This is a genomic window from Paenibacillus germinis, assembly GCF_013141785.1.
Lineage (GTDB): Bacteria > Bacillota > Bacilli > Paenibacillales > NBRC-103111 > Paenibacillus_E > Paenibacillus_E phytorum.
In genome coordinates, this window is sequence record NZ_WHOC01000141.1 from 21,855 (window position 1) to 44,491 (window position 22,637).

Genomic DNA, 22,637 nt, shown 5'->3' on the forward strand with positions numbered 1-22,637 from the left:
ATAATAATTCACCTATTTCTATATAAGGTAACGAAAGATACATAGAGTAGACGCAATAGTTTTACAGATAGTTCCATTTTTGTAGATAGAAAAATAGAAAAAGCCCTCGTCTTCCATTAATGGACACGAGGGCTTACCTATTATGGTTTCAAACGGGACGATCCATCGCAAATTGTTCGCCCAATTTCGCATACGAGTTGCCGGCCAGCCGACTGACTGGCTTAAGTCCATTCGGGTCAATATGACCGTTCTCATATAAGGACTCAGCAATATGAAACTGTACGACTCTTCCGATTATTAAATCGGCTGCAGGAGCATCATCTGTTCCGCCAAGCGTTATGACTTGCTCCAGGACACATTCCATTCGTATGCTCGCTTCGGCGATGCCCGGTACATCAATCTTGTCACTCGCGACGGGTGTAAGTCCGGCTAAAGCAACTTCGCTTTCATCCGGCGCTAAAGCAGCAGCGGTTTGATTAATCTGGTCGATGTACGATTCGTCAGAGATATGAACGACGAAAGCTCCAGTATCGATGGCGTTTCGCGAAGTGTCCTTACGAACACCCTGCTTCCTCTGCACCGAGATTGCGACCATTGGAGGGTTCGCCGTCACAATCGTAAAATAACTATACGGTGCTGCATTGAGCACACCCTCCGAGGATAGAGACGTAACAAATGCGATTGGCCTAGGAATTATGCTTCCTATCAATAGCTTATAGTTTTCCCGCTCGCTTTGACTCGAGGGATCAATGGATATCACAAAGCATCTCCCACCTTTACTAGACTCGGTCTCATACCAAATTCGTCTTGAACCAAGTCCCTGCCGCTTCTACCTCTGAACGAGTCAACTGATGCCCTGCCTGTTCCCAATGAACGGCAACCGTTGATCCCGCTTCACTTAACAGCTTCTGTAATTCCTCTGTCTCCTGCGGGGAGCAGATCGGATCGTTCTGACCCGCTCCGATAAAGATCGGAATACCTGAGAGATCCGGCAGTTGAATGCCTCGCCGCGGTACCATTGGATGATGGAGAATTGCTCCTCGCAGTGCATCTGGATAGTGAAATAAAAGACTTCCGGCAATATTTGCGCCGTTAGAATAGCCTATGGCTACGAGATTGTTACGATCAAAACCGTGTTCCACGGCAGCTTGATCGAGGAAATCATACAATTCCTTGGTACGGAAGATGAGATCCTCCTCATCAAAGATTCCCTCAGCCAGCCTGCGAAAAAACCGCGGCATCCCATTCTCAAGCACATTACCTTTAACGCTTAGCACCGACGATGTCGGTGAAATCGCCTGTGCTAGCGGCAGAAGATCACGTTCGGTGCCACCCGTGCCATGAAAGAGCACGAGTACCGGAGCCGTTATATCCGTTCCTTTTTGAAAGATATGCTTCATTGTTTTTTCGCCTCCAATACACGTACTTGAATCGGCGGAAGATTACGCTCGATTTGTTCACGGCTCTCCTCGAACCATTCCGGCAGCATCAGTTTCTCACCTAGCACCTCAGGCTGTTCATCACGTGCAAAGCCCGGAGGATCCGTTGCAATCTCAAAGAGTATGCCGCCTTCTTCGCGGAAGTAGATCGCGTTAAAATATTGACGATCCACAATCGGCGTAGGTTGGAACCCATTCGACTGTACATGGCTTCTCCATAGAGCATGCTCAGCATCATCTTTGGCGCGCCATGCAATATGATGGACGGTACCCGCGCCGCCAGCTCCATAGGCCATCGGAGTTACATTAATATCAACGATGTTCCCCAAATCTCCGAAGGATTTGAATCGAGCGTAAGCTCCCTCTTGCCCTACTTTCTGCAGCCCCATAACCTGCTCTAGCAGCTGAGAAGTTTTGTCTGGTGCAGTGCTGTAGAGAACAGCGCCGCCGAAGCCTTTGATCGCTTTATCCGTTGGAATGCCGCCGAAAGACCATTGGCTAAGCGCTCCTTGCTCACGCTCTACGATTTCAAGTTTCAGACCATCCCGATCTTCGAATTGAAGGTATGTCTCTGTGAATCTTTGTGTTTTTTCAAAAGGAATATCAAATTGCGCTAGACGCTCTTCCCAGAATGATAGGCTGCCTGTTGGTACAGCATACGTTGTGATGCCGACTTGGCCTCCGCCGATACGTCCTTTGCGAGAGTGCGCCCATGGGAAGAAGGTGATGATTGTCCCCGGACTTCCCATTTCATTACCAAAGTACAGATGGTACACTTCAGGTGCGTCGAAGTTAATCGTCTTTTTGATCATCCGAAGTCCTAGAACCCCTGCATAAAAATCAACCGTTTCCTGTGCATTTTGTACGAATGCTGTTATATGGTGAATACCTGCTGTTTGTTGTTGTTGTGTCATTATATCCATCTCCCTTAGTTTAGTTATGTCCAGACCTGATTCGAAAGAATCCATAATTAATTGAATAAAGCGTCTACGGAGTAAGTTCCAGCACCCATAAATGCCACTCCTACCGCAATAGCCATCAGCAGCAAGTTGTATTCATAGCCGCCCGCGGTAGCCCAATAACCGTTCTTGCCGTGTACTTTGATAATCGCAACGACCATGGTCATGACGATGAGCAATGAAGCAATGACTGTACCTAATCCAGCAGCAAATAACGCACCGCCTACAAACTCCATGAGTCCTGCCATAACTGCCATAGCAACACCGGGTTTAATGCCGATAGATTCCATCCAGCCGCCCGTTCCTTTCGGACCATAGCCTCCGAACCAACCAAACAACTTCTGTGCCCCATGCGCCATGAAGCTTAATCCAACAACCAAACGAATGATTAATAATCCTAATGCGATACTCATATTCATTCTCCTCCAATTTAAGAATCTCTAATTTAAGATATTTGTTAAAAGGTTAAGTAGTTAACACCTCTTAGGGGAGGCAAACTACTTGAAACCATCCTGAGCAAACTTACCGAGCTTCTTCAACAATTGACTAGCTATCTTCTTCTCTTCTGCTGTAAGTCCAGCCACCGCTTTCTCAATAACCTCGGTATGCTTAGGAAATATCTCTTCAATAAATTGCTTCCCTTTTTCCGTAATTTCTGCAAAAATGAGCCTGCGGTCTTCGGATGATGTTTTTCGCTTTACGAACTCTTTCTTCTCCAGCTTATCTACAACATAGGTGATGTTCCCACTGCTCATAAGCACCTTGCCGCCAATCTGTTGAATCGGCTGCGCGCCTTTATGATAAAGCAGCTCAAGAACACCGAATTCCGTTCGATTCAATCCATGATTACGAATATCTCGATCTCCATGGGCATTGACCCATTCACTTGCTCTAGAGAGTGCAATATAGAGATCTAATGAATCATTTCTCTGTTCACTCATTTGGTTCACCTCATTTCTTTATTTTTTTACTGCGCTGTGGTGTGCGTGCTATGCTGATTTGTGCTGCGAAATCTTAATTTGTGATATCTTGATTTAAAGATACATCAATTTGAGATAACTGTCAATGGGTATTTTTAAAATAATGTGCTCCCCGTTATCTTGCTGCTTATAATGCGCTAGTATCCGGTTAGCTAGTCCGAAATAAGAAGAAAAGTTGGTTTGTAAGCCTTATTTGGCTAAGCGTGTCGTATTAAGGTGGTATGATTTGTCGGATTACATTTCTTGTTGGATTCGATAAAGAGGACATCCGGCGACTTTGGTGATGTTTTGCATCGCTAAAGTGAGAGTTGAGTGGCTAGCTGGTGAGTTAGTTATGTTTTGTATCGTTAAAGTAGTTGAGGGGTGAGGGAAAAGGGAGAGGTATATGAACAAGTTGATGCATTTCGTACAGCAATTTTGGCTCAATTGGGCTTGCACAGCAGGTTTTGATGCAAAAATTACAGCTAATCTATCCAAAACAAGTCGAACTGGCTAAAAGAGTACTTTTTTGCTGCACTTTTTGCAGCTTCTCTTATTAAATATGGCCTAACCACGGAAATACATGCACTTTTTGCGTCTTCATAAAACGAAATGACCTGATCTCGGCAAATTAGCAAAAGGATAAGCCCTCCCCTTTCGGGAAAGGCTTATCCTTTTTGCAAGACGTCCTAAGCTTCACTTATCGGCAGGATTTATACGTCCAGGTTAGCCCACAACAGCCGACTCGCCCTTCTGCAGCTGATACATCTTCGCGTATCGTCCACCCAGCGCCATCAGCGTCTCATGATTGCCGCGCTCGGCAATCTCGCCGCGGTGCAGCACGAGAATCTGATCCGCATCGCGGATCGTCGACAGCCTGTGCGCGATGACCAAGGTCGTGCGCCCTTCGCTGACCACCTTGAGTGCTCGCTGGATCAGGCCTTCCGTCTCACTGTCGATGCTGGCTGTCGCTTCATCCAAGATGAGAATCGACGGGTCGAAGGCCAACGCCCGGGCGAACGAAATGAGCTGCCTCTGGCCGGAAGACAGCGTGCTTCCCCGCTCCACAACCTGCTCATCGTAGCCGTTAGGCAGCTGCTCGATGAATGAGGCCGCGCCTACATCGCTTAGCGCATTTTTCACACGATCCAGCGAAATCTCTTCATTATAGAGGCTAACATTGAATTTGATATCTCCCGCAAACAAGAACGGGTCCTGCAAAACAATCCCCATATGCTTACGCAGCGCTTGCTTCGACATCTTCCGGATGTCCCGTCCATCAATCGTGATGCTGCCCTCATCCGGTTCATAGAAACCGAGCAGCAGGTTCATGATGGAGCTTTTGCCTGAGCCTGTATGTCCGACCAAGGCCACGGTTTCCCCTTTGCGAGCTTCGAAGGAAATATGCTTCAGCACGTTTTCCCCGGCTTTATAAGCAAAGGTTACGTCCTCGAACTTCACAACGCCTTCGGGGCGGCTGACCTTATCTGTCTTCTCTACCTCTTGGCCTTCCATGTCTAGGATGGTGAACACCTTATCCGCGGATACAAAGGCTCTTTGCGCATTCGTCAACTGATCGAAGATCCCGATAATCGGCTGAAAGATCCGCCCCAGATAATCGATGAAAGCATAAAACACCCCGAAAGAAATCACGGCTGTCAGCGATTCCCGGCCAAAATACCAAATGACCATAGCCGTCACCAAGCTGCCAATGGTCCCCACAATATTACGAGAGGATAAAGAAAAAATGCGGAACTGCTTAAGCTGATTCACATAGCGGTCCTTGTTCAGTACTTCGAATTCCTCAAGCGTCACTTTCTCCCGGCGAAAAGCTTGAATAATCGGCATTACCACGATCGATTCATTAATCATCGCGTTCATATCACTTAGCCGAGCACGCATAATGGTGATGAAGATTTTCGAATATTTTAAGTGAACGACCATAATTAACGCAAAGATAGGCGGCAGCACCAAGCAAAAAAGAGCAAGATGCCAATCTAGGATGAATAACGCTACGAAAATTCCCGTTAGCTGCATCATGCTTACAACGAACGTAGCCATGAAGCTCATAAATAAGTCGCGGACCGCCTCGGTATCATTCGCAATTCGAGATACAACCTGCCCGATCGGCGTGTTATCGAAATAGCGCAGCGAAATGCGCTGAATGTGCTGCATTAAGTCCATGCGCATGTTTTTGATAATTTGCAAAGCCGTAGATTGGAGCAAATAGGCTTGCGAGAAATTACAGATGCTTGCTATGAGTAGCAAGCCCATGTATAGACCAAGCAGTTTAAGTACAGGCGCCATCGTGTGTGTACCTGTAGACAAATGCTGATCGATAATGGTTTTGGTTATATAAGGTCCGCCCAGCTCGGCGCCCACTGCGCAGCATAGAATGAGCAGCGCGCCGATAATCCTGAACTTGTAGACGAGCGCATACGAAATCAGCCTTCTCGCCGTGGACGGTTTCTGCATCTTGTCGTCCTCCCTTCTTCTGTTTGTCATTCTTCCAAACTCGCTTCCATTTGTTGACGCTCCCACTGCTCTCGGTACCAGCCGCCGAACAGCATCAGCTCTTCGTGGGTACCCTCTTCGACAATTCGCCCCTCATCTAGGACGAGGATCCAATTCGCATGGCTCACAGCCGAGAGCCGGTGCGTGCTGATCAATGTTGTTCTGCCCGCGCGTTCCTTACGGATATGCTGAAGAATGCGGCTTTCCGTCCGCGCATCAACAGCGGATAACGAGTCATCAAGCAGCAGAATTTCCGAATCGATCAGAAGGGCTCTAGCAATCGCCAAACGCTGCTTCTGTCCACCAGACAGCATGACGCCATTTTCGCCGACAATTGTCGCTAGGCCTTCCGGCATTTGCTCGATATCTTGGGTAAAGGAGGCCATCTCAATTGCCCTTGCAATTTCTTCCGGCGAAGCATCGTGTTTACCCAATGCGACATTGTCGCGAATGGATTTCGACAGCAGCAGATGCTCCTGCGGAACGTAGGCAACCCAACGTTTCACCTGATCCAAGCTGATTTTCTCAATCGGTACGCCTGCAATTAGCAGCTTACCTGGTTCGATCGGGAATTGCCGCAGCAGCTGCTTCAGCAGCGTGCTTTTGCCACTACCCGTACGGCCTACAATCCCTAGCGTCTGCCCTCTTTCTAATTGGAAAGAAACATTAACGAGACTTGGATGGTTTGCGGTCGGATACGTAAAAGTTAATTCCTTCATCTCGATACGTTCCGGCACACTCACCGAAATTGGTGCATCGACATCCACAATATCCGCTTTCTGCGTCAGCGCTGTATCCAGACGGTCAGCCGAGGCACTTCCACGCTGCAGGACATTAATAAACTCGCCGAAAGAAATCATCGGCCAGATCAGCATACCTAGGTAAATATTAAATGAAATCAGCTGACCCAGCGTGATCTCATTATGAAAGACCATATAAGAGCCATATCCAATACCTATCGAATAACTTAGACCGACAATCAACGATGTAAGCGGCTGAAAAAGTGCATTCAGCATGGACACGCGTCTATTCTTATTCATCACTTCTGACGTAACTTTATCGAAGGCGACTAGATCATGATCTTCCTGAACATAAGAACGAATCACACGAATACCAGAGATGGACTCGAGTGCGTGATCATTCATTTGGCCAAAAGAGGCCTGTGCAGCAAGGAAACGAACTCTCACTTTTTGACCTAGCTTACTAATCACTAAGGCTAGAAAAGGCAAAGGAATTAGCGCCGCAATCATTAATTTGAAGCTAATTAGGGAAATCATAGTAATAATGACGACAGATGCCCCAACCAATGTGTGAACGAGTGTCATAACGCCGTAACCAGCGGTTTGGCCAATAGCAAGCACGTCGTTGGTGGCTAATGCCATTAATTGACCCGTGCTGTTGCGTTGGAAGAAAGCCGGTGTCATTTTCGTCAGATGAGCGAGTAAACGCCCCCTGAGTACTTTCTCAACGAGTGCCGAATTACCGAATAAGGTCGTGATCCAAACATAAGTAATTACATATAATAGGAGAGACAAGCCTATAAGCAGAAGGACAGTCTGACTTAGACTAGATGCCGTTAAACTCCCTCTGCCAATCTGATCAATTGTATTCCCTATCATTTTAGGCGGAATCGTCGCCAATAAATTCACACAGATCATTAAGCTGATAGCAAGCACGTAGTATTTCCATCTTTCTTTGAAAAACCAGCGCAATTTGATTACAAAAGACAAGATTTCCACCCCTTTCCATTTCCCACTAAGATTGATTTTATAGTTTAAGCCAATTGAAGTCTACTTATTAAGTCGTTTTTAACGAAACTTTCCGTCCACCTGCAACATTCTGGAAACTAACTTCGTTTATGAGGACAGACTATCAAACATAACTTACATACAGGAAGGAATTACAACCATGAATCGTACGATGAAAAAGAGCCTAGCTATTCTATCCTTATCTGCCATGATGACGACGGGCGCAGCTTATGCTGCAACGAATGAAACTGCCCAAACGACTTCTATTATGCCTGTTACCACACAAGCTGCTCCACAGGCTATTTCAGTTCAAGTCAATGGAGGAGCCCTTTCCGAGAAAGGTTATTTGAAAGCTGCTGCGACTGAACCTATGCTGCCACTTCGAGCTGTAACGGAGAGCCTAGGCTTCAAACTCACTTGGAATCAAGAAACACTTTCGGTTGATTTGTTGAAAGGCAATGTATTTACAACTGTCAAGACTGGGGAAGATCGCTATGCCATTAATAAAATGTTCACAACGCTTGGTACAGCGCCTGAATTGGTCGATAACAAGCTTTACGTGCCTGCTTCCTTTGTCAGCAAAGTGCTGCACGGATCTGTTACAACGGAAGGAGCTTCGGTTTCCATCGCGGTGAAAGAGGACGTTAAGAAAGTTCAAACGACTGGCGTAATCACTTCGATTCGACCTATTGGTGATTATACAGCGATTCAGATTCAAGGAATTGGCACGGAGGGGATGGTCCTCAATGTGAATAAGGATACGGAATATCAAATGTTGGATGGTACGAAACTTAGCCTTTCCGATCTTCATGTTGGTTTAACCGTTACTGCTGAGCATTCTATGGCTGCAACCCTCAGCTTGCCGCCACAAACGTCAACTTCCAAGATTACAGTTTTGGACACGAAGAGAGAGACAAACAGCCTCGGTACAGCTGGCGTGGTTGAAGAAGTCCGCACCGATGATAAGGGTAATATGAGTGTCCTTATTAAAGGTACGGGTTTAACGGAAACTGCTCCGAGTGAGGTTGTTCTACACATTGGAGATGAGACAGCTATCGTCGATAAAAACGGCGACAAAATGGAGAAAACCGCTCTTGTTAAAGGCGCGAATGTCATCGGATTTTATGGACCAGCATTGACGAAAAGCCTTCCTCCTATCGGTCAGGCATGGAAAATCGTTGTAAGTGCTAAACAAGAATAGGTTATTACTTGTGAACCACTCACCAATCAATTGGTGAGCTTCTCAATTCATCAGGGATTGTAACCTCTCCCCTCCTTGAAGGCTAGTTCCTAGTCTGTGATGACTTATTTGGGTTACGACACTTGCAATCGCGCTCGGGCTAAAATGTTTCGCGCAGCGTTCACGTCACGGTCTAGCGTTGTGCCGCAATGCGGACACCAGTGGATACGCACTGCAAGTGGTTTTTTCACGATTTCACTGCATCCGGAACATATTTGGGAAGTGAGGTACGGGTCCACTTGTATGATGCGGCGACCGGCGCTTTCAGCCTTGTACGTCACATAATGCACGAGCCCATTCCATCCACTGTCCGCAATGCTTTTTGCAAGGGCATGGTTCTTTCCCATTGCTTGTATGTTTAAGTCCTCAAAAACAATAGTATCGTAGCGGTTTACAAGCGTCCGGCTTACCTTGTGCGCGTAATCCTTGCGCTTGTTCGCTACACGTTCGTGCTGGCGTGCCAGCAGCTTCACCGCTTTACGCCTGCGGTTTGAGCCGCGCTGCTTCCTGCTCACCGCGTGTTGCTGCTTTTTGAGCTTGGCTTCGCTTTGGCGAAGATACTTTGGCGCTGCGAAAAACTGGCCGTCCGATGTTACCGCTAAATGCTTAACGCCCAGATCCACCCCAACATGGCGATGCGTTTGCTCAAGGGGTTGCGCTTCGCCTTCATACGACAGACAAGCATAATAGCGGCCGTTTTTGGCGGCGATTGTGCATGTTTTGATCGTTCCTTGCGGTTGTCGATGCAGCTTGATCTGCACGTCGCCAATCTTGGAGAGTTCGATTCGCCTTCCTTTCAAAGCAAAACCGCTTTACGGGTAAGTGAAAGAATTGTATCGGCTTTGCGGTTTAAAGCGAGGGAATCCTGCTTTCTCACCGTTTTTCATCCGGCGGTAGAACGCTTGATACGCTTTGTCCAGCCGTTTGGCAACATCTTGCAGCACTTGCGAATGGATGGTCTTCAGAACTGGGATGACCGATTTACGTTCCGGCAAAGAATTTTGTTGTTGGTTATATGTCAGCGTTATAACACTTTGTTTGTAGGCAAGAATTCGTTCTTCCAGCAGCCGATTGTACAGCAACCGGCAACGTTCGAGTGTACAATGAATGGTTTCTTTTTGTTCTTTTGTAGGGTATAGACGGAATTTATAGGTTCGTAGCATACGTTCACCTCCTTCAAATCCATTATACCACAACACTGGGAACGTATGTTCGATTTTGTCGATATAAGCATGTTACTGCAATCAACGCGAGGGAGATTTCGGGTAGGCGGACTTTCATCTACCACATTTAAATGAGGAGAATTCTCGTCCGCTCATTTTAAAATATCGAAGAAACCTTCCATCTTTGGAGGGTTTTTTTGCTCATTTGTAAAGTATCTACACTGTCCAAATGGTCTGTTTTTTGATACAATAACTGAAAATTCAATCGTAAGGGGACTCATATGGAATACATTAGCACTCGCGGAAAAGTAGAACCCATCGGCTTCATCGATGCCATCTTGATGGGGTTGGCAGACGACGGCGGTTTACTTGTTCCTAAGCATATCCCACAATTATCGGCAGACACGTTACAGAAGTGGCAACAGCTCTCCTACTCGGAGTTGGCTCTTGAAATTTTCTCGCTATATGTGAATAACGAAATCCCGCGCAATGAGCTGAAGCAGCTCGTTGACGATAGCTATGCAACCTTCCGGGATGACGCTGTGACACCTGTCAAACGTCTGAACGACGGCACGTATGTGCTGGAATTGTTCCACGGACCTACTTTTGCTTTCAAAGACATCGCTCTGCAATTCTTGGGCAATCTCTACTCGTACGTTTCTCGTAAAACGAATTCGATTATCCATATTCTTGGAGCCACTTCAGGGGATACAGGAGCTTCGGCGATTGAAGGGGTGCGCGGTAAAGAAGGCATCCGGATCTGTATTCTTCACCCCCACGGGAAGGTCAGCAAGGTTCAAGAACTGCAAATGACCACTGTTGATGACGCGAATGTGCTGAATCTTTCCGTTGAAGGCACTTTCGACGACTGCCAGCGTATTATCAAAGAGCTGTTCGCCGACGTCGAGTTCAAGCACCGCTACCATCTGCGTGCGATTAACTCCATCAACATTGCCCGCATCTTGGCGCAAACGGTGTATTACTTCTATGCTTACTTCCAATTGGCAAAAAATAATCAGGCTGAGAAGGTCAATTTCAGTGTGCCGACTGGTAACTTCGGCGATATCTTTGCTGGTTACTTGGCACAGAAAATGGGTCTTCCTATCCATAAACTCATTCTTGCTACGAACGAAAACAATATTCTTGAGCGATTCGTACAGGATGGTGTTTACCAACCAGGTGCGTTCCGCGGAACACATAGTCCTTCCATGGATATTCAAGTGGCTAGCAACTTCGAGCGCTACTTATTCTACCTCTATGGCGAAGACGCGCAAGCTGTCTCGGCTACCATGGATCAATTCAAGGCTGAAGGCCGCGTTGTTATCCCTGCTGACAAGCTGCAAGCCGTGCAAGCTGACTTTGCTGCCTATGGCGTGCAGAATGAGGAGTGCTTGGATACAATTAGCGAGTATTATGAGAAATACGCGTATCTGCTCGACCCGCATACAGCTTGCGGAGTAGCTGCTGCCGACAAGCTCGCTGTAGACGGTGAACTGACTGTTGCCCTTTCGACAGCTCATCCGGCTAAATTCGATGAGTCGATCCGTTTGCGCAGCATTGAGCAGACGTATCCGCAGCAGATTCAAGCGCTGTTCGACAAGCCGCAGTTCCAGACGGTCGTTGGCGGTACGAACGATGAGATCAAGGATCAGTTGGTGAAGTTTTTCTAAAATAGCATGTAAAAAAGCCTCGAAGACTAATGTCTTTGAGGCTTTTTGTGTCAGGTTTCACTACGTTTCGAACACTACTACTTAAACTTCTTAGGGAATTGTTTGATGATCCCGTCCGAAAGAAAATCGGCCAGCATAAAAATATGGTCCTCGTATTGTTCGAACGTAGCTATGTCCGCTTCCCAATCCTTTTTGTGCCTAGCTAACACATTGTTTGTGAGCAAATGCAAGTGCCCATACATTAGATCTTGCGCGGTTTTCATGGGCCAATTCGGGTTCGCTTTGCTGAGAAATGCGGCGATATCATCGGCATTCCGATACCACTCTTTGTTGTACTTCTCGAAATCAGCTGAATTACCGCTTTTGACTGCGGCTATCACTTTGCCTGCAAGAACGATATGCTCAGTTAATAGGTCACCTAGTTGATTACCAGCGGCCTCTCCGTAATACGGTTTTATCGCATTTCCTGTGTCCTTCTGATTCTTGAGCAGTCTAGCCAGCACCTTTTCTTGATCTTCTAAGCCAGCAAGGGCGCTTATAAGGTAGCTTCTGGTCCAAAAAACATGATCAATCCACAGTTTTCTTAAGTCGCCTTTCAATTTGACCATCGATTGACTGTAGCACTGCATCTTTACAGCGGCGTGTTCGTCCATTACCTTAGCCTCTGCTCTGAGCGGAACAACACTTAAGGCAATGGACATCGATAGCAGCGTTAACTTTAGAAGCTTGCCTTGCATGAACATCTCTCCTTTTGACATAAATGGGTGTACAGTCCGTTTATTGTGTGCTTGTGGACTATTTTCATTCATGAAAAGAGATTGATTGTTACCCCAGTAAAAATCAGTCCTCCGACCGATACCTATCCTCCCCCTGGTAGGAAGACACTTTTCCCTTGTCATGATATCCTTAAAGTAATTGAGAATGGATAATAACGTTTAGGAGTGAGCATGTTGAATATGAATCGCAGCGCCTTTCTTGGCCCAATATTGATTATTTTAGGTATTTTTATGTTTCTAAAAGGTGATAGTACGTTCAATACCGGTACCATTTTTGAGTATTTCTGGCCAACCTTGTTTGTCATACCCGTTGGCGTGTTTTTCCACTGGTTATACTTCTTCATCCTGCAGCGTCGGGGTGTCGGCGTGCTTGTCCCAGGAGGGATTATGTTAACGACCGGCATCATCTGCCAAATCTCCATGCTGTTCGATATCTGGCACCTTATGTGGCCAGGATTCATGCTGGCTGTTGCCGTCGGTTTATTCGAACTTTATTGGTTCGGAGGACGGAATAAATGGTTGCTCATCCCGATTAATATTCTAACCGTCATGTCCCTTTTGTTCTTCGCCATTTTCTCCATTGGCTCCATTTTCAGCAAATTTTTCCACAACCAACCGATAATTGCCATCGTTCTCATCATAGTAGGCGGTTTGATGATGCTTACGCGTAATCGGAAATCAATGTAATCCTATCAAAAGTACGGATTACATTGCTGTGTAAGTTAAGTTGAAAACGTAGGCTTTTATCATCAAAAAGTTGCTTGCTCCAGGTAATTGTTGGTCCAAGGTAATCGTAAAGTTGTACTAGGTACAACTTTACGCAGGTTAATCCGCGTTTTCCCCGCGATTATTGCAGAAAATACAACAATTTTCCAATAAATTAGCTCTATTCAATGAAATGAGGTTAAATTGTTGTACGACATACAACACTTTCAGCATAATGAGAAAAAACTAACGAAATTGTTGTACGTAGTACAACTTAAGCAGGGAAAAGACCGGGACAGAGACAAATTAAGATGAAAAAGGAGCCTCATGAATGTCTCATGGGCTCCTCTTTATTTATACCTTTACAACGAATTGATAGGCGCCCGACTGGCTGCCATCCGCATTGCTTTTAATATCCATCAGCAGTGCCTTGTTGTAGATGCCATCCTTCGCATTGCCCGCTTCATTCGGGAAGAAAAGCTGACTCGTCAGCACCGGACCATTCGGCGCCTGCACCTTCACATGAATATGGCGCGTTCGCCCTGGGTACAAGCCCGGCACAATCGTTTCCAGCGTAAACTTGCCTTTATCGTCTGTATATTGATGCCCACGAAGGGTGAAGCCTTTGTTGTCATATTGACCGTCAGCATCTGCCTGCCAGAAGTCCAATAACGCATGCGCAACCGGTTTACACGCCGTTGACACAACGTAGCCTACAACCGTAAGCTTCGTCCCCTTCATCCCTTGCTCTAGCAGCGAACTTTTCTCCGGGGAGTTAGGTGTAAAATACGGACCTTCGGTGACAGCTGGCGTCAGCTCCTCTGGTGAACCGCACGCAGGTGTTGGGTCCAGATTCGCAGCCTTCGGTGATTCGCTCGCCGCATTACCTTCTGGCTGATTTGTTGCTCCACCAGTCGTTGCTCCACCGCCCAAATTGATTCCGCAGGCTGCTAACGCCGCACTGGTGACCATTAGAACACTGGATACCAAAAACCGACGACGCGTTATTTTCGTACTCGAAGATTTCGGCTCATTTTGCTTCTCTTCCATTGTCGTCCCCCCATTTCAGCCTCTTGTACGAATAGAATAGCATGGAACTGGGGGAAATTCCCTGAAATTTAGCCGAAGATAGGCTTAAAGTTTGCTGAAAATAGGCGCAGAATAATCAAAACAATGCAGTTCCTTAGCTATTTCGAAATAAAAAGATTCCCTTCGACCCAGAACCGCCACGGGTATTCTCTGGCTTCCCCACTATTCTCAATACCGATTCTCGGTCCAGCAGCAACGGATTCTACTGTTTTTCCTTCCGCAATGTAGAGAGGACTCTCAAAGATAGGACTTCCATAATCCTCTTTCACAATGCCAAGAGCTTTCGTTAGTTTGCCGGGACCGTTGGTGAGCTCCTTTAGCTTTTTATCGTGGCCGCGGCGATCATACATGAGATCAATTCCTATGCAGGGCTCCACAGCTCGAATTAAGACAGCTTCTGGGTGACCGGGCTCCCCGCTAACAACGTTCACTAGACAATGGGTATGCATCACGTAAGTATAGACATAGCCCGGAGGGCCAAACATGATTTCCGTTCTCGGTGTCCTACGATTGCCAAAGCTATGAGCGGCGCGGTCCCCGGGACCTATGTAGGCTTCTGTTTCTACAATCCAGCCTGCGGCTATGCCTAATTCGGTTTCTTTCACAAGCAGTTTGCCGAGCAGCGAACGAGCCAAGATCAGTGTGGGTTGTTCAAAAAATGCAGCAGCTACGGGTTGGGAAGACAGAACATTCATCTCCATTCTTTCATGAAATCAGGTCTTCGTCTTACAGCAAAAGAACCCGATCAGCCGCAGCTAATGGGTTCCTATTTATTATCCTACAACCAAACTATCCTGACCCAGATTATCCCCTGTGGATTGTTTGATCTGTTTACTTCTTAATTGTCCACAAGCGGCATCAATATCCGTTCCATGCTCAAGGCGAACACTGCAGCTAATGCCCTGCTTTTTCAACGTATCATAGAATGCCCGCACGGATTCCCGCTCACTCCGTTGATATTGACTGTGCTCATCCACAGGATTGTAAGGAATCAAGTTCACATTGGCAAGGTGACGAATATGTTGGATAAGCTCTGCTAATTGCAGCGCATGCTCTCGACCGTCGTTAACATCCTTCAACAGAATGTACTCCAATGTAATTCTCCGGTTCGTTTTCTCCAGATAGTATTCGATCGCCTGCATTAATTTCTCAATCGGAATCGCTTTGTTTATTTTCATGATCCGGGTACGAAGCTCATTCGTCGGGGCATGCAGAGAAATCGCCAGATTTACCTTCAAATCCGAGTCCGCGAATTCGATAATTTTATTAGCAAGACCACTAGTTGATACCGTAATATGTCTAGCAGCAATGTCTAGGCCTTTTTGATCTTTCACAACGCGGATGAAATCAACCATATTTTCAAAATTATCAAATGGCTCGCCAATACCCATCACAACAATGTGGCTGACACGTTCGTTTTTATCCGCTTTGTCCAAATGAAACTGAACCTTCATAATTTGTTCCACGACTTCAGCGCTGGATAGATCACGACTTTTGGCCAAAAGCCCGCTCGCACAGAAGCTGCACCCAATGTTACAGCCGACCTGCGTCGTTACACACACGGACAACCCAAATTTATGTCTCATTAGCACAGTCTCGATCAAATTACCATCCTGCAGCTTGAAAAGGAACTTCATCGTGCCGTCGGCTGATTCTTGCCTCGTATGTTCAGTCAACGTCTGAATGACGAAATGCTCTTCCAGACTCTGAATACAATCCTGCTTCACATCCGTCATCTCTGAGAAGTCGGTTACCCGCTTCCGATATAGCCAATCCCAGACTTGTAATGCCCGCGATTTTTTGTGTCCATTTTCCTCGAGCCATGCAATCAATTGATCCAACGTTAATCCATAGATGGATTCTTTATTCATCGTTATCCTCTTTTCAAGACTTTCACATACAGTCCTATTCTACTAAGCAGCCGAAGCGTACCATCTATTTATTATTGTGCCAAAAATCCTTCATGAACACAAGGGGAGTGAGAAGGCATACCCGTTCCTTTATCTACCTCTTATTTTACCATCCTTTTTCGAAAAATACGCGATTCTACTAATCTATTAATCCATACAGTTCCCACCACTTTTACATAGAATAGGATAAAAGGAAGTGAGAAACCATGGCATCCAAAACGCAAAAACTCCCTGTTTATTTTAAAACACAAGCGGTCCTACTTAAAAAACGTCGTGTGCGTCCTACTCAAATCCCCATTATTGCAGCGACATGGACTATTGAAGCAAACGGATTTAGAGGATTTCTAAACACCAATGTTGCCCGCAATGGTTTTGTGACAGGAACGGTATTTGGGAATCCCATTCGAGGGTGGTACGATGTACCTTCTGGTAAAATGACTTTTCTAAGATTTGTGACGGGTGGCAGCATCGCAGGAATCAACAATCAGCTCTATGAGGGCTATATTCAAAGGTCAACAATCAACCGCGGGATCACTTTAACCGGTTCATTTATTACAGTTGGTGACGGCACATCTGCTCAGCTGAATAAATTTAGTTGGGTGGCTAGAGTCATCCTATTCATAGGATAATCCGCCACAATAAAAGGTACTCCAAATGCTGGGGGTGCCTTTTATGAATACATACTTTCACATCCACAAATAATGTAACTAGTACGTCAAGGAGGCCAAAAAATGAACAATCAACGCGCTCAAGAGATTGCAGTTTCACCTGTCATGGTTGATGTCACTTATAATGGGACGCCAATCTACATCCAAAATGTCGATGAAAAGAATGAAACCGCCAGAATTTATCCTTTGGATCAACCGGAAAATGAGCAAAGCGTCCCTTTAAGCAGTCTAGTCGAGAGTTCTCAAATGCTTGCGATGGAAGATATTAAAATGATATGCCCATTGCCCGAATAATTGAAAAGAAGCAAGAAAAAGAAAGAGGATACCCTCGGGGTATCCTCTTTACTAATGATATTGTGCACAGGTCTATGAAAATTTAATTATACCTACCGAATGCAAGAATACACAAACGATGAGTATGGGAACGACCACGCGCAGCAAGAACATCCAGGCTTTATACCAAAAACCCTTCAAGCCCGCTTCTTCTCCAGCCTTTTTCCACGCGTAGCCAGTAAACAAGGTAACGACTAACCCACCGAATGGCATCAGAACATAGGAAGTAATGAAGTCCATCCAATCAAAAATGCTTTTACCTCCAGGGTGGAAATCCCCTAGCACACCTCCAACAGAAAGCCCTGAAGGAACACCTACTAAGAAGCAAAGGATGGATAAGATAACCGCTGATTTTTTGCGGCTCCACTGCCATTTGTGCATGGCATAAGCGACTGGAACTTCTAAGATAGAAATCGCTGAAGTCAACGCCGCAATGGCTAGCAGCAAGAAGAATAGACCACCAAAGAAGAAACCAAATGGCATTTGCGAGAACGCTGCAGGCAGTGCCATGAACGCCAAACCTACGCCTTCACCAGGCTGAAGCCCGTAGGAGAACACCGTAGGGAAAATGACTAGACCCGCGATGAAAGCATATACCAAATCACCGAAACCAATGGCGAGCGTCGCCATGCCGAGTGATTGTCTTTTTTCCACATAAGATCCATAGGTTAACATACAGCCCATCCCTAACGATAAGGAAAAGAAAGCATGTCCCAAAGCAACTAAGGCAGACTCCGCGTCGAGCTTGGAGAAGTCAGGTTTCAAGAAGAAGGATACCCCTGCTGCTGCTCCTGGGAGCGTAAGCGAACGAACCATAAGAATGAGTAGGATGATGAGAAAACCAGGAATCAGAACTTTGTTGAATTTCTCGATACCACCAGAAACCCCTTTGGCAAGAACCCAGCCCGTAACCACCATAACAACAGCCTGCCAGAAGATTGGCCAGTAGCCCGAAGCGAACGATAAAAACTTGCTTTTATAGTCGGAGCCCTCTTGGAACAAGATGCCAGTAAACGACTCTACCGTATAATGGAGTGTCCATCCCGCGACTACCGCGTAGTAGGACATGATCATGAAAGCGGTTAGAATTGATAATAACCCGAATGCTCCCCAGTATTTTTTGCCCGTCAAATTAAAGAAGGATACCGATGCATTCCCTCTACCGCCGCGGCCAATCGTCATCTCTGCAAGCAAAATAGGTAAGCCTACAATTATTAAACAAATGATGAATAACAGGAAAAAGGCGGCACCGCCGTGTTTACCCGTAATGTAGGGAAATTTCCACATGTTGCCCAGCCCTACCGAGCTGCCGATCGCAGCCAAAATAAAACCAGTAGATGTAAATCGTTCAACCGTTCCAGTTTTCTTGCTTGTTGTTTGTCCTGATGTCTGATCGTTACTCATGATGAATGATTATCTCCTAACGTTATTTAGATGCAATAATGTTACTGGAAAATCCTTCTCCCGTCACCTTGTAAAATTTCACAGAACCCGTTTATTCCTTATCAATTGTTTGATGGATTCCATCTTCATAAAAATCAAAGACAAGCTGTTTTTTCGTACCTCTTGCCGCATAGAACACGTCCGATATCTGTTTTCCCTTGCGTTTTACCTCCTGTTCTAACCATTCTTTAGTCAGTCCGTTATTCTCCAGGTTTTTCTCCATCATTTTTCCATCCATAATTAATTCAATGGGAAAAACTTGGGCGTTTGAATGAAGCTTCAAGTCCTTTTTAGTTACATATTGGTACTCGTCTTTTTTTAATACCGATACCTCGCCGTTATCCTCAAGTACAGCATAGTCCACTTCCTCTATGTTAAAAATCCCTTTTTCTCTCAAGGCTTGGTCCAATGAATCCAGGGTATATCTTACTTTTCTCATGTTATCTTCAAGAATTTTCCCGCTTTCAATAAGTACCGTCGGGGAACCTGATATCCAGTTTCTCATTTTGCGGCTTTTCAATGCAATGACGGATAACAAATAGGACGTAATGGCAATGACAATCAGCGATAAAATCATATGCGAAAGACTTAATTTTTCATTGAATGCCAAATTAGCTGCAATAGCCCCTAATGTAATACCAGTCACAAAATCATGAAACGTCATATTGGAAATCGTCTGTTTACCAAGTATTTTGGCTATAAACAAAAGCAGTAAAATAGCTAGAACGGTCCGAATCAGAATTTCCACGTAAGCAAACATACTTATGCACCCACCTCCCCTGTCATTATCTCCTAAACGGAAAAGAAAAAACCAAGCACGTGTGAGGCTCGATTTATCGACAACCTCCGTATAAAAAAGCCTCTGTGCAATGGGAAGCATTACCCATGGCTGACAGAAGCTTGATCGGCTATACATTTTGCTTTACATAAGACTTACGTTTATTCCAAATTGGCGTGCCTGCCAAACATGGTCGTGGAGTCGAAACCTTTTTTCTCCATTAACCGCAGGATAACAGCGTCAAAGAACAGTAAAAGAGTTTGCTCAAATAGCGAGCCCATTGGTTGTATGGTGGAGTAATTGCTAGTCGACTTATCTTTAGGCGAGCCAGGAAGCTTAACGGCTATATCCGCCAGCTGTCCGATCTTTGATTCAGGGAATATCGTCACTAACGCGACAGAAGCTTGCAAGCTTTTGGCCTTCTCCGCCATCGATAGGAGACTCTTGGTTTCCCCAGAACCTGATCCAATGATTAGCATGTCTTTTTCGGTGACATTCGGCGTGATCGACTCACCCACAACATAAGCATCAATGCCCATATGCATCAGCCTCATCGCGAAAGCTTTGGCCATCAAGCCGGATCGACCGGCACCAGCTACAAAAACCTTGTTGGACACCATAATCCGCTCTACGAAACGATCAGCTTGCTCATCGTTCAACTGGTTGGCACCCTGCTGCAGCTCATGAAGGATTTCAGCTAAATACAGATTCGTTTCCATACGAGTTAAGATCCTTGTTTGATCAATTTCTGCATTTCAGCGGCTGCAGCTTGCTGGTTTTCTTGTCCTGTAATACCTCCGCCGACAATTACAAGATCAGGCTTTGCTTTGATTACTTCAGGAAGTGTACTTAATTTAATGCCTCCGGCAATCGCTGTTTTGGCCTGCTTCACAACACGTTTGATCGTCAGAAGATCTTCAAATGAATTTTTCCCGACAGCTTGAAGATCATATCCCGTATGCACACAGATATAATCTACGCCGAGAGCATCGATTTCTTGCGCACGTTGCTCAAGATTTTTCACAGAGATCATATCAACCAGAATTTGTTTACCTTGTTTTCTAGCTTCTTCTACAGCACCTTTAATCGTCATGTCTTCTGAGGCACCTAATACGGTAACGATGTCAGCCCCTGCTTCGGATGCTTTCATGACTTCGTAACCAGCGGCGTCCATAATTTTGAGGTCAGCCAGAACTCTCAGATTGGGAAAAGCTTCTTTGATTTCTTTGACGGCGCGGAGCCCTTCATTAATGACAACCGGTGTGCCAATTTCAACGATGTCTATATATGCTTCCACTTCTTTCACCAATTTCTTGGCTTGTGGGATGTCGACAAGATCTAACGCTAATTGAAGTTCCATGGATGAGTCACTCCTCATGTAATTTTTGTTTTATTGTTCACGGGACCTATTGTACGACGATACTTTTCGAAAAGGAAGTACGCACTATTCAGTGACGTAGTACCCATTTCGAAACCATGGACCAAGGATAAACGACTCCTTCGTCCTTCAGGGACGAGCGCGTTTGTCAAGGTAGATGCGAAGCAAAAGTATAAAACTTATACTTTCTGATCTACGAAAAAAAAGACCCCTAACATGAAGTTAAAGGTCTCTATAACTTGAATTTTTTAGTAGCGTTTGAGCTTCAGTTAATCCGCTCTTGGTGGTTCTGCCCCCAATCAGCCATTACATTGAGCACTTCCTCCATGGTTCGGCCATATTGCGTTAAAGAATATTCGACTTTCGGAGGCACTTGAACGAAAACTTCCCGATGGATAATGCCGTCATCTTCTAATTCGCGTAGTTGTTGGGTTAGCATTTTTTGCGTAATGTCAGGCATCCCCCTTTTTAACTCGCCAAAGCGTTTGACGCCGTCCATTAGATGACAAAGAATGACCAGCTTCCATTTGCCGCCAATGACTTTCAAGGTCATTTCTACCGAGTTCTTAAATAGTTGATCGCCCATGGTAACGACTCCTTTAGTATACTTTTTGATACTATAGTACTTAAAAGTAGGTACTTGTTTTTAATTGCAATACCATTAATAATAAATGGCGTGACTGTCAGTTGCAAATAGGAACCCTTAGGGTTGTCTTCATAAATAGCTTAAAGGAGAGATGACTATGTCTCAGAAATTATTTACTTCGTTTGATCTGAAAGGTTTACACTTAAATAATCGCATTGTCATGGCGCCAATGTGTCAATATTCGGTTACGGCTAAAGACGGGAAGCCAAATGAATGGCACTACGTTCACTATCTTAGCCGGGCTATTGGCGGTACGGGCCTCATTATCATGGAAATGACGGATGTTGACCCCGATGGCCGCATTACCGATTTCGACCTTGGCATTTGGTCAGATGATCATATTCCGGCATTTGCCAAAATTATCGATGGTGTACACTCGCATAATGGCAAAATTGGGATTCAGATCGCTCATGCGGGACGCAAAGCAGAAGACGCGGCAGTCCCCATTGCCCCATCTGCCATAAAGTTTCCAGGCTCAGCTTACAAAATGCCTCGTGCCCTTACAACCGAAGAGGTTCAAGACGTGGTTCAGAAATTCGGTGATGCTGCCCGCCGTGCTGTACAAGCTGGTGTTGATACTATCGAGCTTCATGGAGCACACGGCTATTTGATCCATCAGTTCCAATCGCCTCTAACCAATAAAAGAGATGATATATACGGTCAAGACCTTGCCCGTTTCGGCGTAGAAGTCATTCAAGCCGTCAAAAAAGAAATGCCTGCTGACATGCCGCTCATCTTCCGCATCTCCGCAGTGGAGTATGCCGATGGCGGATATGATATCGATCATGCCATCGAGCTGTCCAAAGCCTACCAAGCTGCAGGTGTAGATGCTTTTCATGTGAGTTCTGGCGGAGAAGGACCCGCTGGAGAGAGAAAACCAGGCAATTACCCGGGCTATCAGGTTCCGTTCGCACGTAAAATCCGCGAGGCGCTGAATGTACCCGTTATTGCTGTAGGTATGCTCGAAGATCCAGCGCTTGCTGAATCCGTTATCGGCAGTGAAGATGCAGACTTCGTAGCGATTGCCCGGGGAATGCTGCGTGATCCGTACTGGGCTACGCATGCCGCCATTACGCTTCGCAATGAACCAAATAATATTCCAGAACAATATGTTCGAGCTTACTAATATGAAATAAAGAGGAACGACGAGGCGTTAACTAGTACTAGTGCTCGGGTGGCTTTCCTTAACAATCAGCAAAACAAAAAGTGAGAGGGCAAG

General features: G+C 45.7%; 23 protein-coding genes and 1 pseudogene. 6 read left to right on the plus strand and 18 right to left on the minus strand.

Going from position 1 to position 22,637, the window contains the following annotated elements; genetic code table 11:
• Positions 1-148 precede the first annotated feature (148 nt).
• The 7 genes from GC102_RS25850 to GC102_RS25880 form a co-directional block, all read right to left on the minus strand.
• Complete coding sequence (locus tag GC102_RS25850) at positions 149-760, minus strand: flavin reductase family protein (RefSeq protein ID WP_171692074.1); 612 nt, start codon at positions 758-760, stop codon at positions 149-151.
• A 31-nt stretch (positions 761-791) separates the two neighbouring features.
• A complete protein-coding gene (locus tag GC102_RS25855; protein WP_171692075.1) occupies positions 792-1,400 on the minus strand; it encodes an alpha/beta hydrolase in 609 nt (202 codons plus the stop codon).
• Positions 1,397-2,353, minus strand: a complete 957-nt coding sequence (locus tag GC102_RS25860) for a ring-cleaving dioxygenase (RefSeq protein WP_171692076.1) — start codon at positions 2,351-2,353, stop codon at positions 1,397-1,399. Before GC102_RS25860 ends, GC102_RS25855 begins: the two co-directional genes overlap by 4 nt.
• Before the next feature lie 56 nt (positions 2,354-2,409).
• Positions 2,410-2,811 carry a DoxX family protein gene (locus GC102_RS25865; protein ID WP_171692077.1) on the minus strand — a complete coding sequence of 134 codons (402 nt, stop codon included), beginning with the start codon at positions 2,809-2,811 and terminating at the stop codon, positions 2,410-2,412.
• An 84-nt stretch (positions 2,812-2,895) separates the two neighbouring features.
• On the minus strand, positions 2,896-3,339 hold the full coding sequence (locus GC102_RS25870; protein ID WP_171692078.1) for a MarR family winged helix-turn-helix transcriptional regulator: 444 nt from the start codon (positions 3,337-3,339) through the stop codon (positions 2,896-2,898).
• Positions 3,340-4,083: 744 nt separating this feature from the next.
• Positions 4,084-5,832, minus strand: a complete 1,749-nt coding sequence (locus GC102_RS25875) for an ABC transporter ATP-binding protein (protein WP_171692079.1) — start codon at positions 5,830-5,832, stop codon at positions 4,084-4,086.
• A 26-nt stretch (positions 5,833-5,858) separates the two neighbouring features.
• Positions 5,859-7,604 carry an ABC transporter ATP-binding protein gene (locus GC102_RS25880; RefSeq protein ID WP_171692100.1) on the minus strand — a complete coding sequence of 582 codons (1,746 nt, stop codon included), beginning with the start codon at positions 7,602-7,604 and terminating at the stop codon, positions 5,859-5,861.
• A gap of 175 nt (positions 7,605-7,779) precedes the next feature.
• On the opposite strand from GC102_RS25880, the gene GC102_RS25885 reads away from it, so the two are divergent.
• Entirely contained in the window at positions 7,780-8,820 is a 1,041-nt protein-coding gene (locus GC102_RS25885; RefSeq protein WP_171692080.1) for a copper amine oxidase N-terminal domain-containing protein, read from the plus strand.
• Between the two features lie 113 nt (positions 8,821-8,933).
• On the opposite strand, the gene GC102_RS25890 is transcribed toward GC102_RS25885, so the two are convergent.
• Both GC102_RS25890 and GC102_RS25895 read right to left on the minus strand, forming a co-directional pair.
• On the minus strand, positions 8,934-9,659 hold the full coding sequence (locus tag GC102_RS25890; protein ID WP_171692081.1) for an RNA-guided endonuclease InsQ/TnpB family protein: 726 nt from the start codon (positions 9,657-9,659) through the stop codon (positions 8,934-8,936).
• A 12-nt stretch (positions 9,660-9,671) separates the two neighbouring features.
• Positions 9,672-10,022, minus strand: coding sequence for an RNA-guided endonuclease InsQ/TnpB family protein (locus GC102_RS25895; RefSeq protein ID WP_171692082.1), 351 nt, complete (start codon positions 10,020-10,022; stop codon positions 9,672-9,674).
• 281 nt (positions 10,023-10,303) lie between these two features.
• On the opposite strand from GC102_RS25895, the gene thrC reads away from it, so the two are divergent.
• On the plus strand, positions 10,304-11,692 hold the full coding sequence (gene thrC / locus GC102_RS25900) for a threonine synthase (protein WP_171692083.1): 1,389 nt from the start codon (positions 10,304-10,306) through the stop codon (positions 11,690-11,692).
• A 77-nt stretch (positions 11,693-11,769) separates the two neighbouring features.
• Here the strand turns inward: thrC and GC102_RS25905 are convergent, their stop codons facing one another.
• Positions 11,770-12,429: a glycosyltransferase gene (locus GC102_RS25905; RefSeq protein WP_171692084.1), complete on the minus strand. Its 660-nt coding sequence runs from the start codon at positions 12,427-12,429 to the stop codon at positions 11,770-11,772.
• Positions 12,430-12,648: 219 nt separating this feature from the next.
• Here GC102_RS25905 and GC102_RS25910 point away from each other — a divergent pair, with 219 nt between their 5' ends.
• Complete coding sequence (locus GC102_RS25910; RefSeq protein WP_171643646.1) at positions 12,649-13,155, plus strand: hypothetical protein; 507 nt, start codon at positions 12,649-12,651, stop codon at positions 13,153-13,155.
• A gap of 372 nt (positions 13,156-13,527) precedes the next feature.
• Here the strand turns inward: GC102_RS25910 and GC102_RS25915 are convergent, their stop codons facing one another.
• From GC102_RS25915 to rlmN, 3 genes are all read right to left on the minus strand, one after another.
• Positions 13,528-14,223 carry a dioxygenase family protein gene (locus GC102_RS25915; RefSeq protein WP_216628165.1) on the minus strand — a complete coding sequence of 232 codons (696 nt, stop codon included), beginning with the start codon at positions 14,221-14,223 and terminating at the stop codon, positions 13,528-13,530.
• Positions 14,224-14,360: 137 nt separating this feature from the next.
• Positions 14,361-14,957: a DNA-3-methyladenine glycosylase gene (locus GC102_RS25920; RefSeq protein WP_216628166.1), complete on the minus strand. Its 597-nt coding sequence runs from the start codon at positions 14,955-14,957 to the stop codon at positions 14,361-14,363.
• A gap of 78 nt (positions 14,958-15,035) precedes the next feature.
• Positions 15,036-16,133, minus strand: coding sequence for a dual-specificity RNA methyltransferase RlmN (gene rlmN, locus GC102_RS25925; protein WP_171692086.1), 1,098 nt, complete (start codon positions 16,131-16,133; stop codon positions 15,036-15,038).
• Between the two features lie 245 nt (positions 16,134-16,378).
• Here rlmN and GC102_RS25930 point away from each other — a divergent pair, with 245 nt between their 5' ends.
• On the plus strand, positions 16,379-16,801 hold the full coding sequence (locus tag GC102_RS25930; RefSeq protein ID WP_171692087.1) for a hypothetical protein: 423 nt from the start codon (positions 16,379-16,381) through the stop codon (positions 16,799-16,801).
• 102 nt (positions 16,802-16,903) lie between these two features.
• Positions 16,904-17,077, plus strand: a pseudogene (locus tag GC102_RS25935) (small acid-soluble spore protein H); the annotation flags it as partial.
• 129 nt (positions 17,078-17,206) lie between these two features.
• On the opposite strand, the gene GC102_RS25940 reads toward GC102_RS25935, so the two are convergent.
• From GC102_RS25940 to GC102_RS25960, 5 genes are all read right to left on the minus strand, one after another.
• Positions 17,207-18,577, minus strand: coding sequence for a sodium-dependent transporter (locus GC102_RS25940; RefSeq protein WP_171692089.1), 1,371 nt, complete (start codon positions 18,575-18,577; stop codon positions 17,207-17,209).
• Between the two features lie 91 nt (positions 18,578-18,668).
• Complete coding sequence (locus GC102_RS25945; RefSeq protein ID WP_171692090.1) at positions 18,669-19,376, minus strand: DUF421 domain-containing protein; 708 nt, start codon at positions 19,374-19,376, stop codon at positions 18,669-18,671.
• A gap of 179 nt (positions 19,377-19,555) precedes the next feature.
• Positions 19,556-20,113 (minus strand): 6-phospho-3-hexuloisomerase, encoded by a 558-nt coding sequence (gene hxlB / locus GC102_RS25950; RefSeq protein ID WP_171692091.1) that lies wholly within the window; start codon positions 20,111-20,113, stop codon positions 19,556-19,558.
• 5 nt (positions 20,114-20,118) lie between these two features.
• Entirely contained in the window at positions 20,119-20,754 is a 636-nt protein-coding gene (gene hxlA, locus GC102_RS25955) for a 3-hexulose-6-phosphate synthase (protein WP_171692092.1), read from the minus strand.
• 283 nt (positions 20,755-21,037) lie between these two features.
• Complete coding sequence (locus tag GC102_RS25960; protein ID WP_171643633.1) at positions 21,038-21,358, minus strand: winged helix-turn-helix transcriptional regulator; 321 nt, start codon at positions 21,356-21,358, stop codon at positions 21,038-21,040.
• Between the two features lie 157 nt (positions 21,359-21,515).
• Between GC102_RS25960 and GC102_RS25965 the strand changes: the two genes are divergently transcribed.
• Positions 21,516-22,544, plus strand: coding sequence for an NADH:flavin oxidoreductase/NADH oxidase (locus tag GC102_RS25965; protein WP_171692093.1), 1,029 nt, complete (start codon positions 21,516-21,518; stop codon positions 22,542-22,544).
• Positions 22,545-22,637: the final 93 nt, after the last annotated feature.

Coding starts and splice junctions, on each gene's coding strand:
- GC102_RS25915 (WP_216628165.1), bottom strand. CDS start 14,223: ATGGAAGAGAAGCAAAATGAGCCGAAATCTTCGAGTACGAAAATAACG.
- hxlB (WP_171692091.1), bottom strand. CDS start 20,113: ATGGAAACGAATCTGTATTTAGCTGAAATCCTTCATGAGCTGCAGCAG.
- GC102_RS25855 (WP_171692075.1), bottom strand. CDS start 1,400: ATGAAGCATATCTTTCAAAAAGGAACGGATATAACGGCTCCGGTACTC.
- GC102_RS25905 (WP_171692084.1), bottom strand. CDS start 12,429: ATGCAAGGCAAGCTTCTAAAGTTAACGCTGCTATCGATGTCCATTGCC.
- GC102_RS25875 (WP_171692079.1), bottom strand. CDS start 5,832: ATGCAGAAACCGTCCACGGCGAGAAGGCTGATTTCGTATGCGCTCGTC.
- GC102_RS25940 (WP_171692089.1), bottom strand. CDS start 18,577: ATGAGTAACGATCAGACATCAGGACAAACAACAAGCAAGAAAACTGGA.
- thrC (WP_171692083.1), top strand. CDS start 10,304: ATGGAATACATTAGCACTCGCGGAAAAGTAGAACCCATCGGCTTCATC.
- GC102_RS25945 (WP_171692090.1), bottom strand. CDS start 19,376: ATGTTTGCTTACGTGGAAATTCTGATTCGGACCGTTCTAGCTATTTTA.
- GC102_RS25885 (WP_171692080.1), top strand. CDS start 7,780: ATGAATCGTACGATGAAAAAGAGCCTAGCTATTCTATCCTTATCTGCC.
- GC102_RS25965 (WP_171692093.1), top strand. CDS start 21,516: ATGTCTCAGAAATTATTTACTTCGTTTGATCTGAAAGGTTTACACTTA.
- GC102_RS25865 (WP_171692077.1), bottom strand. CDS start 2,811: ATGAGTATCGCATTAGGATTATTAATCATTCGTTTGGTTGTTGGATTA.
- rlmN (WP_171692086.1), bottom strand. CDS start 16,133: ATGAATAAAGAATCCATCTATGGATTAACGTTGGATCAATTGATTGCA.
- hxlA (WP_171692092.1), bottom strand. CDS start 20,754: ATGGAACTTCAATTAGCGTTAGATCTTGTCGACATCCCACAAGCCAAG.
- GC102_RS25870 (WP_171692078.1), bottom strand. CDS start 3,339: ATGAGTGAACAGAGAAATGATTCATTAGATCTCTATATTGCACTCTCT.
- GC102_RS25960 (WP_171643633.1), bottom strand. CDS start 21,358: ATGGGCGATCAACTATTTAAGAACTCGGTAGAAATGACCTTGAAAGTC.
- GC102_RS25920 (WP_216628166.1), bottom strand. CDS start 14,957: ATGAATGTTCTGTCTTCCCAACCCGTAGCTGCTGCATTTTTTGAACAA.
- GC102_RS25910 (WP_171643646.1), top strand. CDS start 12,649: ATGAATCGCAGCGCCTTTCTTGGCCCAATATTGATTATTTTAGGTATT.
- GC102_RS25930 (WP_171692087.1), top strand. CDS start 16,379: ATGGCATCCAAAACGCAAAAACTCCCTGTTTATTTTAAAACACAAGCG.
- GC102_RS25895 (WP_171692082.1), bottom strand. CDS start 10,022: ATGCTACGAACCTATAAATTCCGTCTATACCCTACAAAAGAACAAAAA.
- GC102_RS25860 (WP_171692076.1), bottom strand. CDS start 2,353: ATGACACAACAACAACAAACAGCAGGTATTCACCATATAACAGCATTC.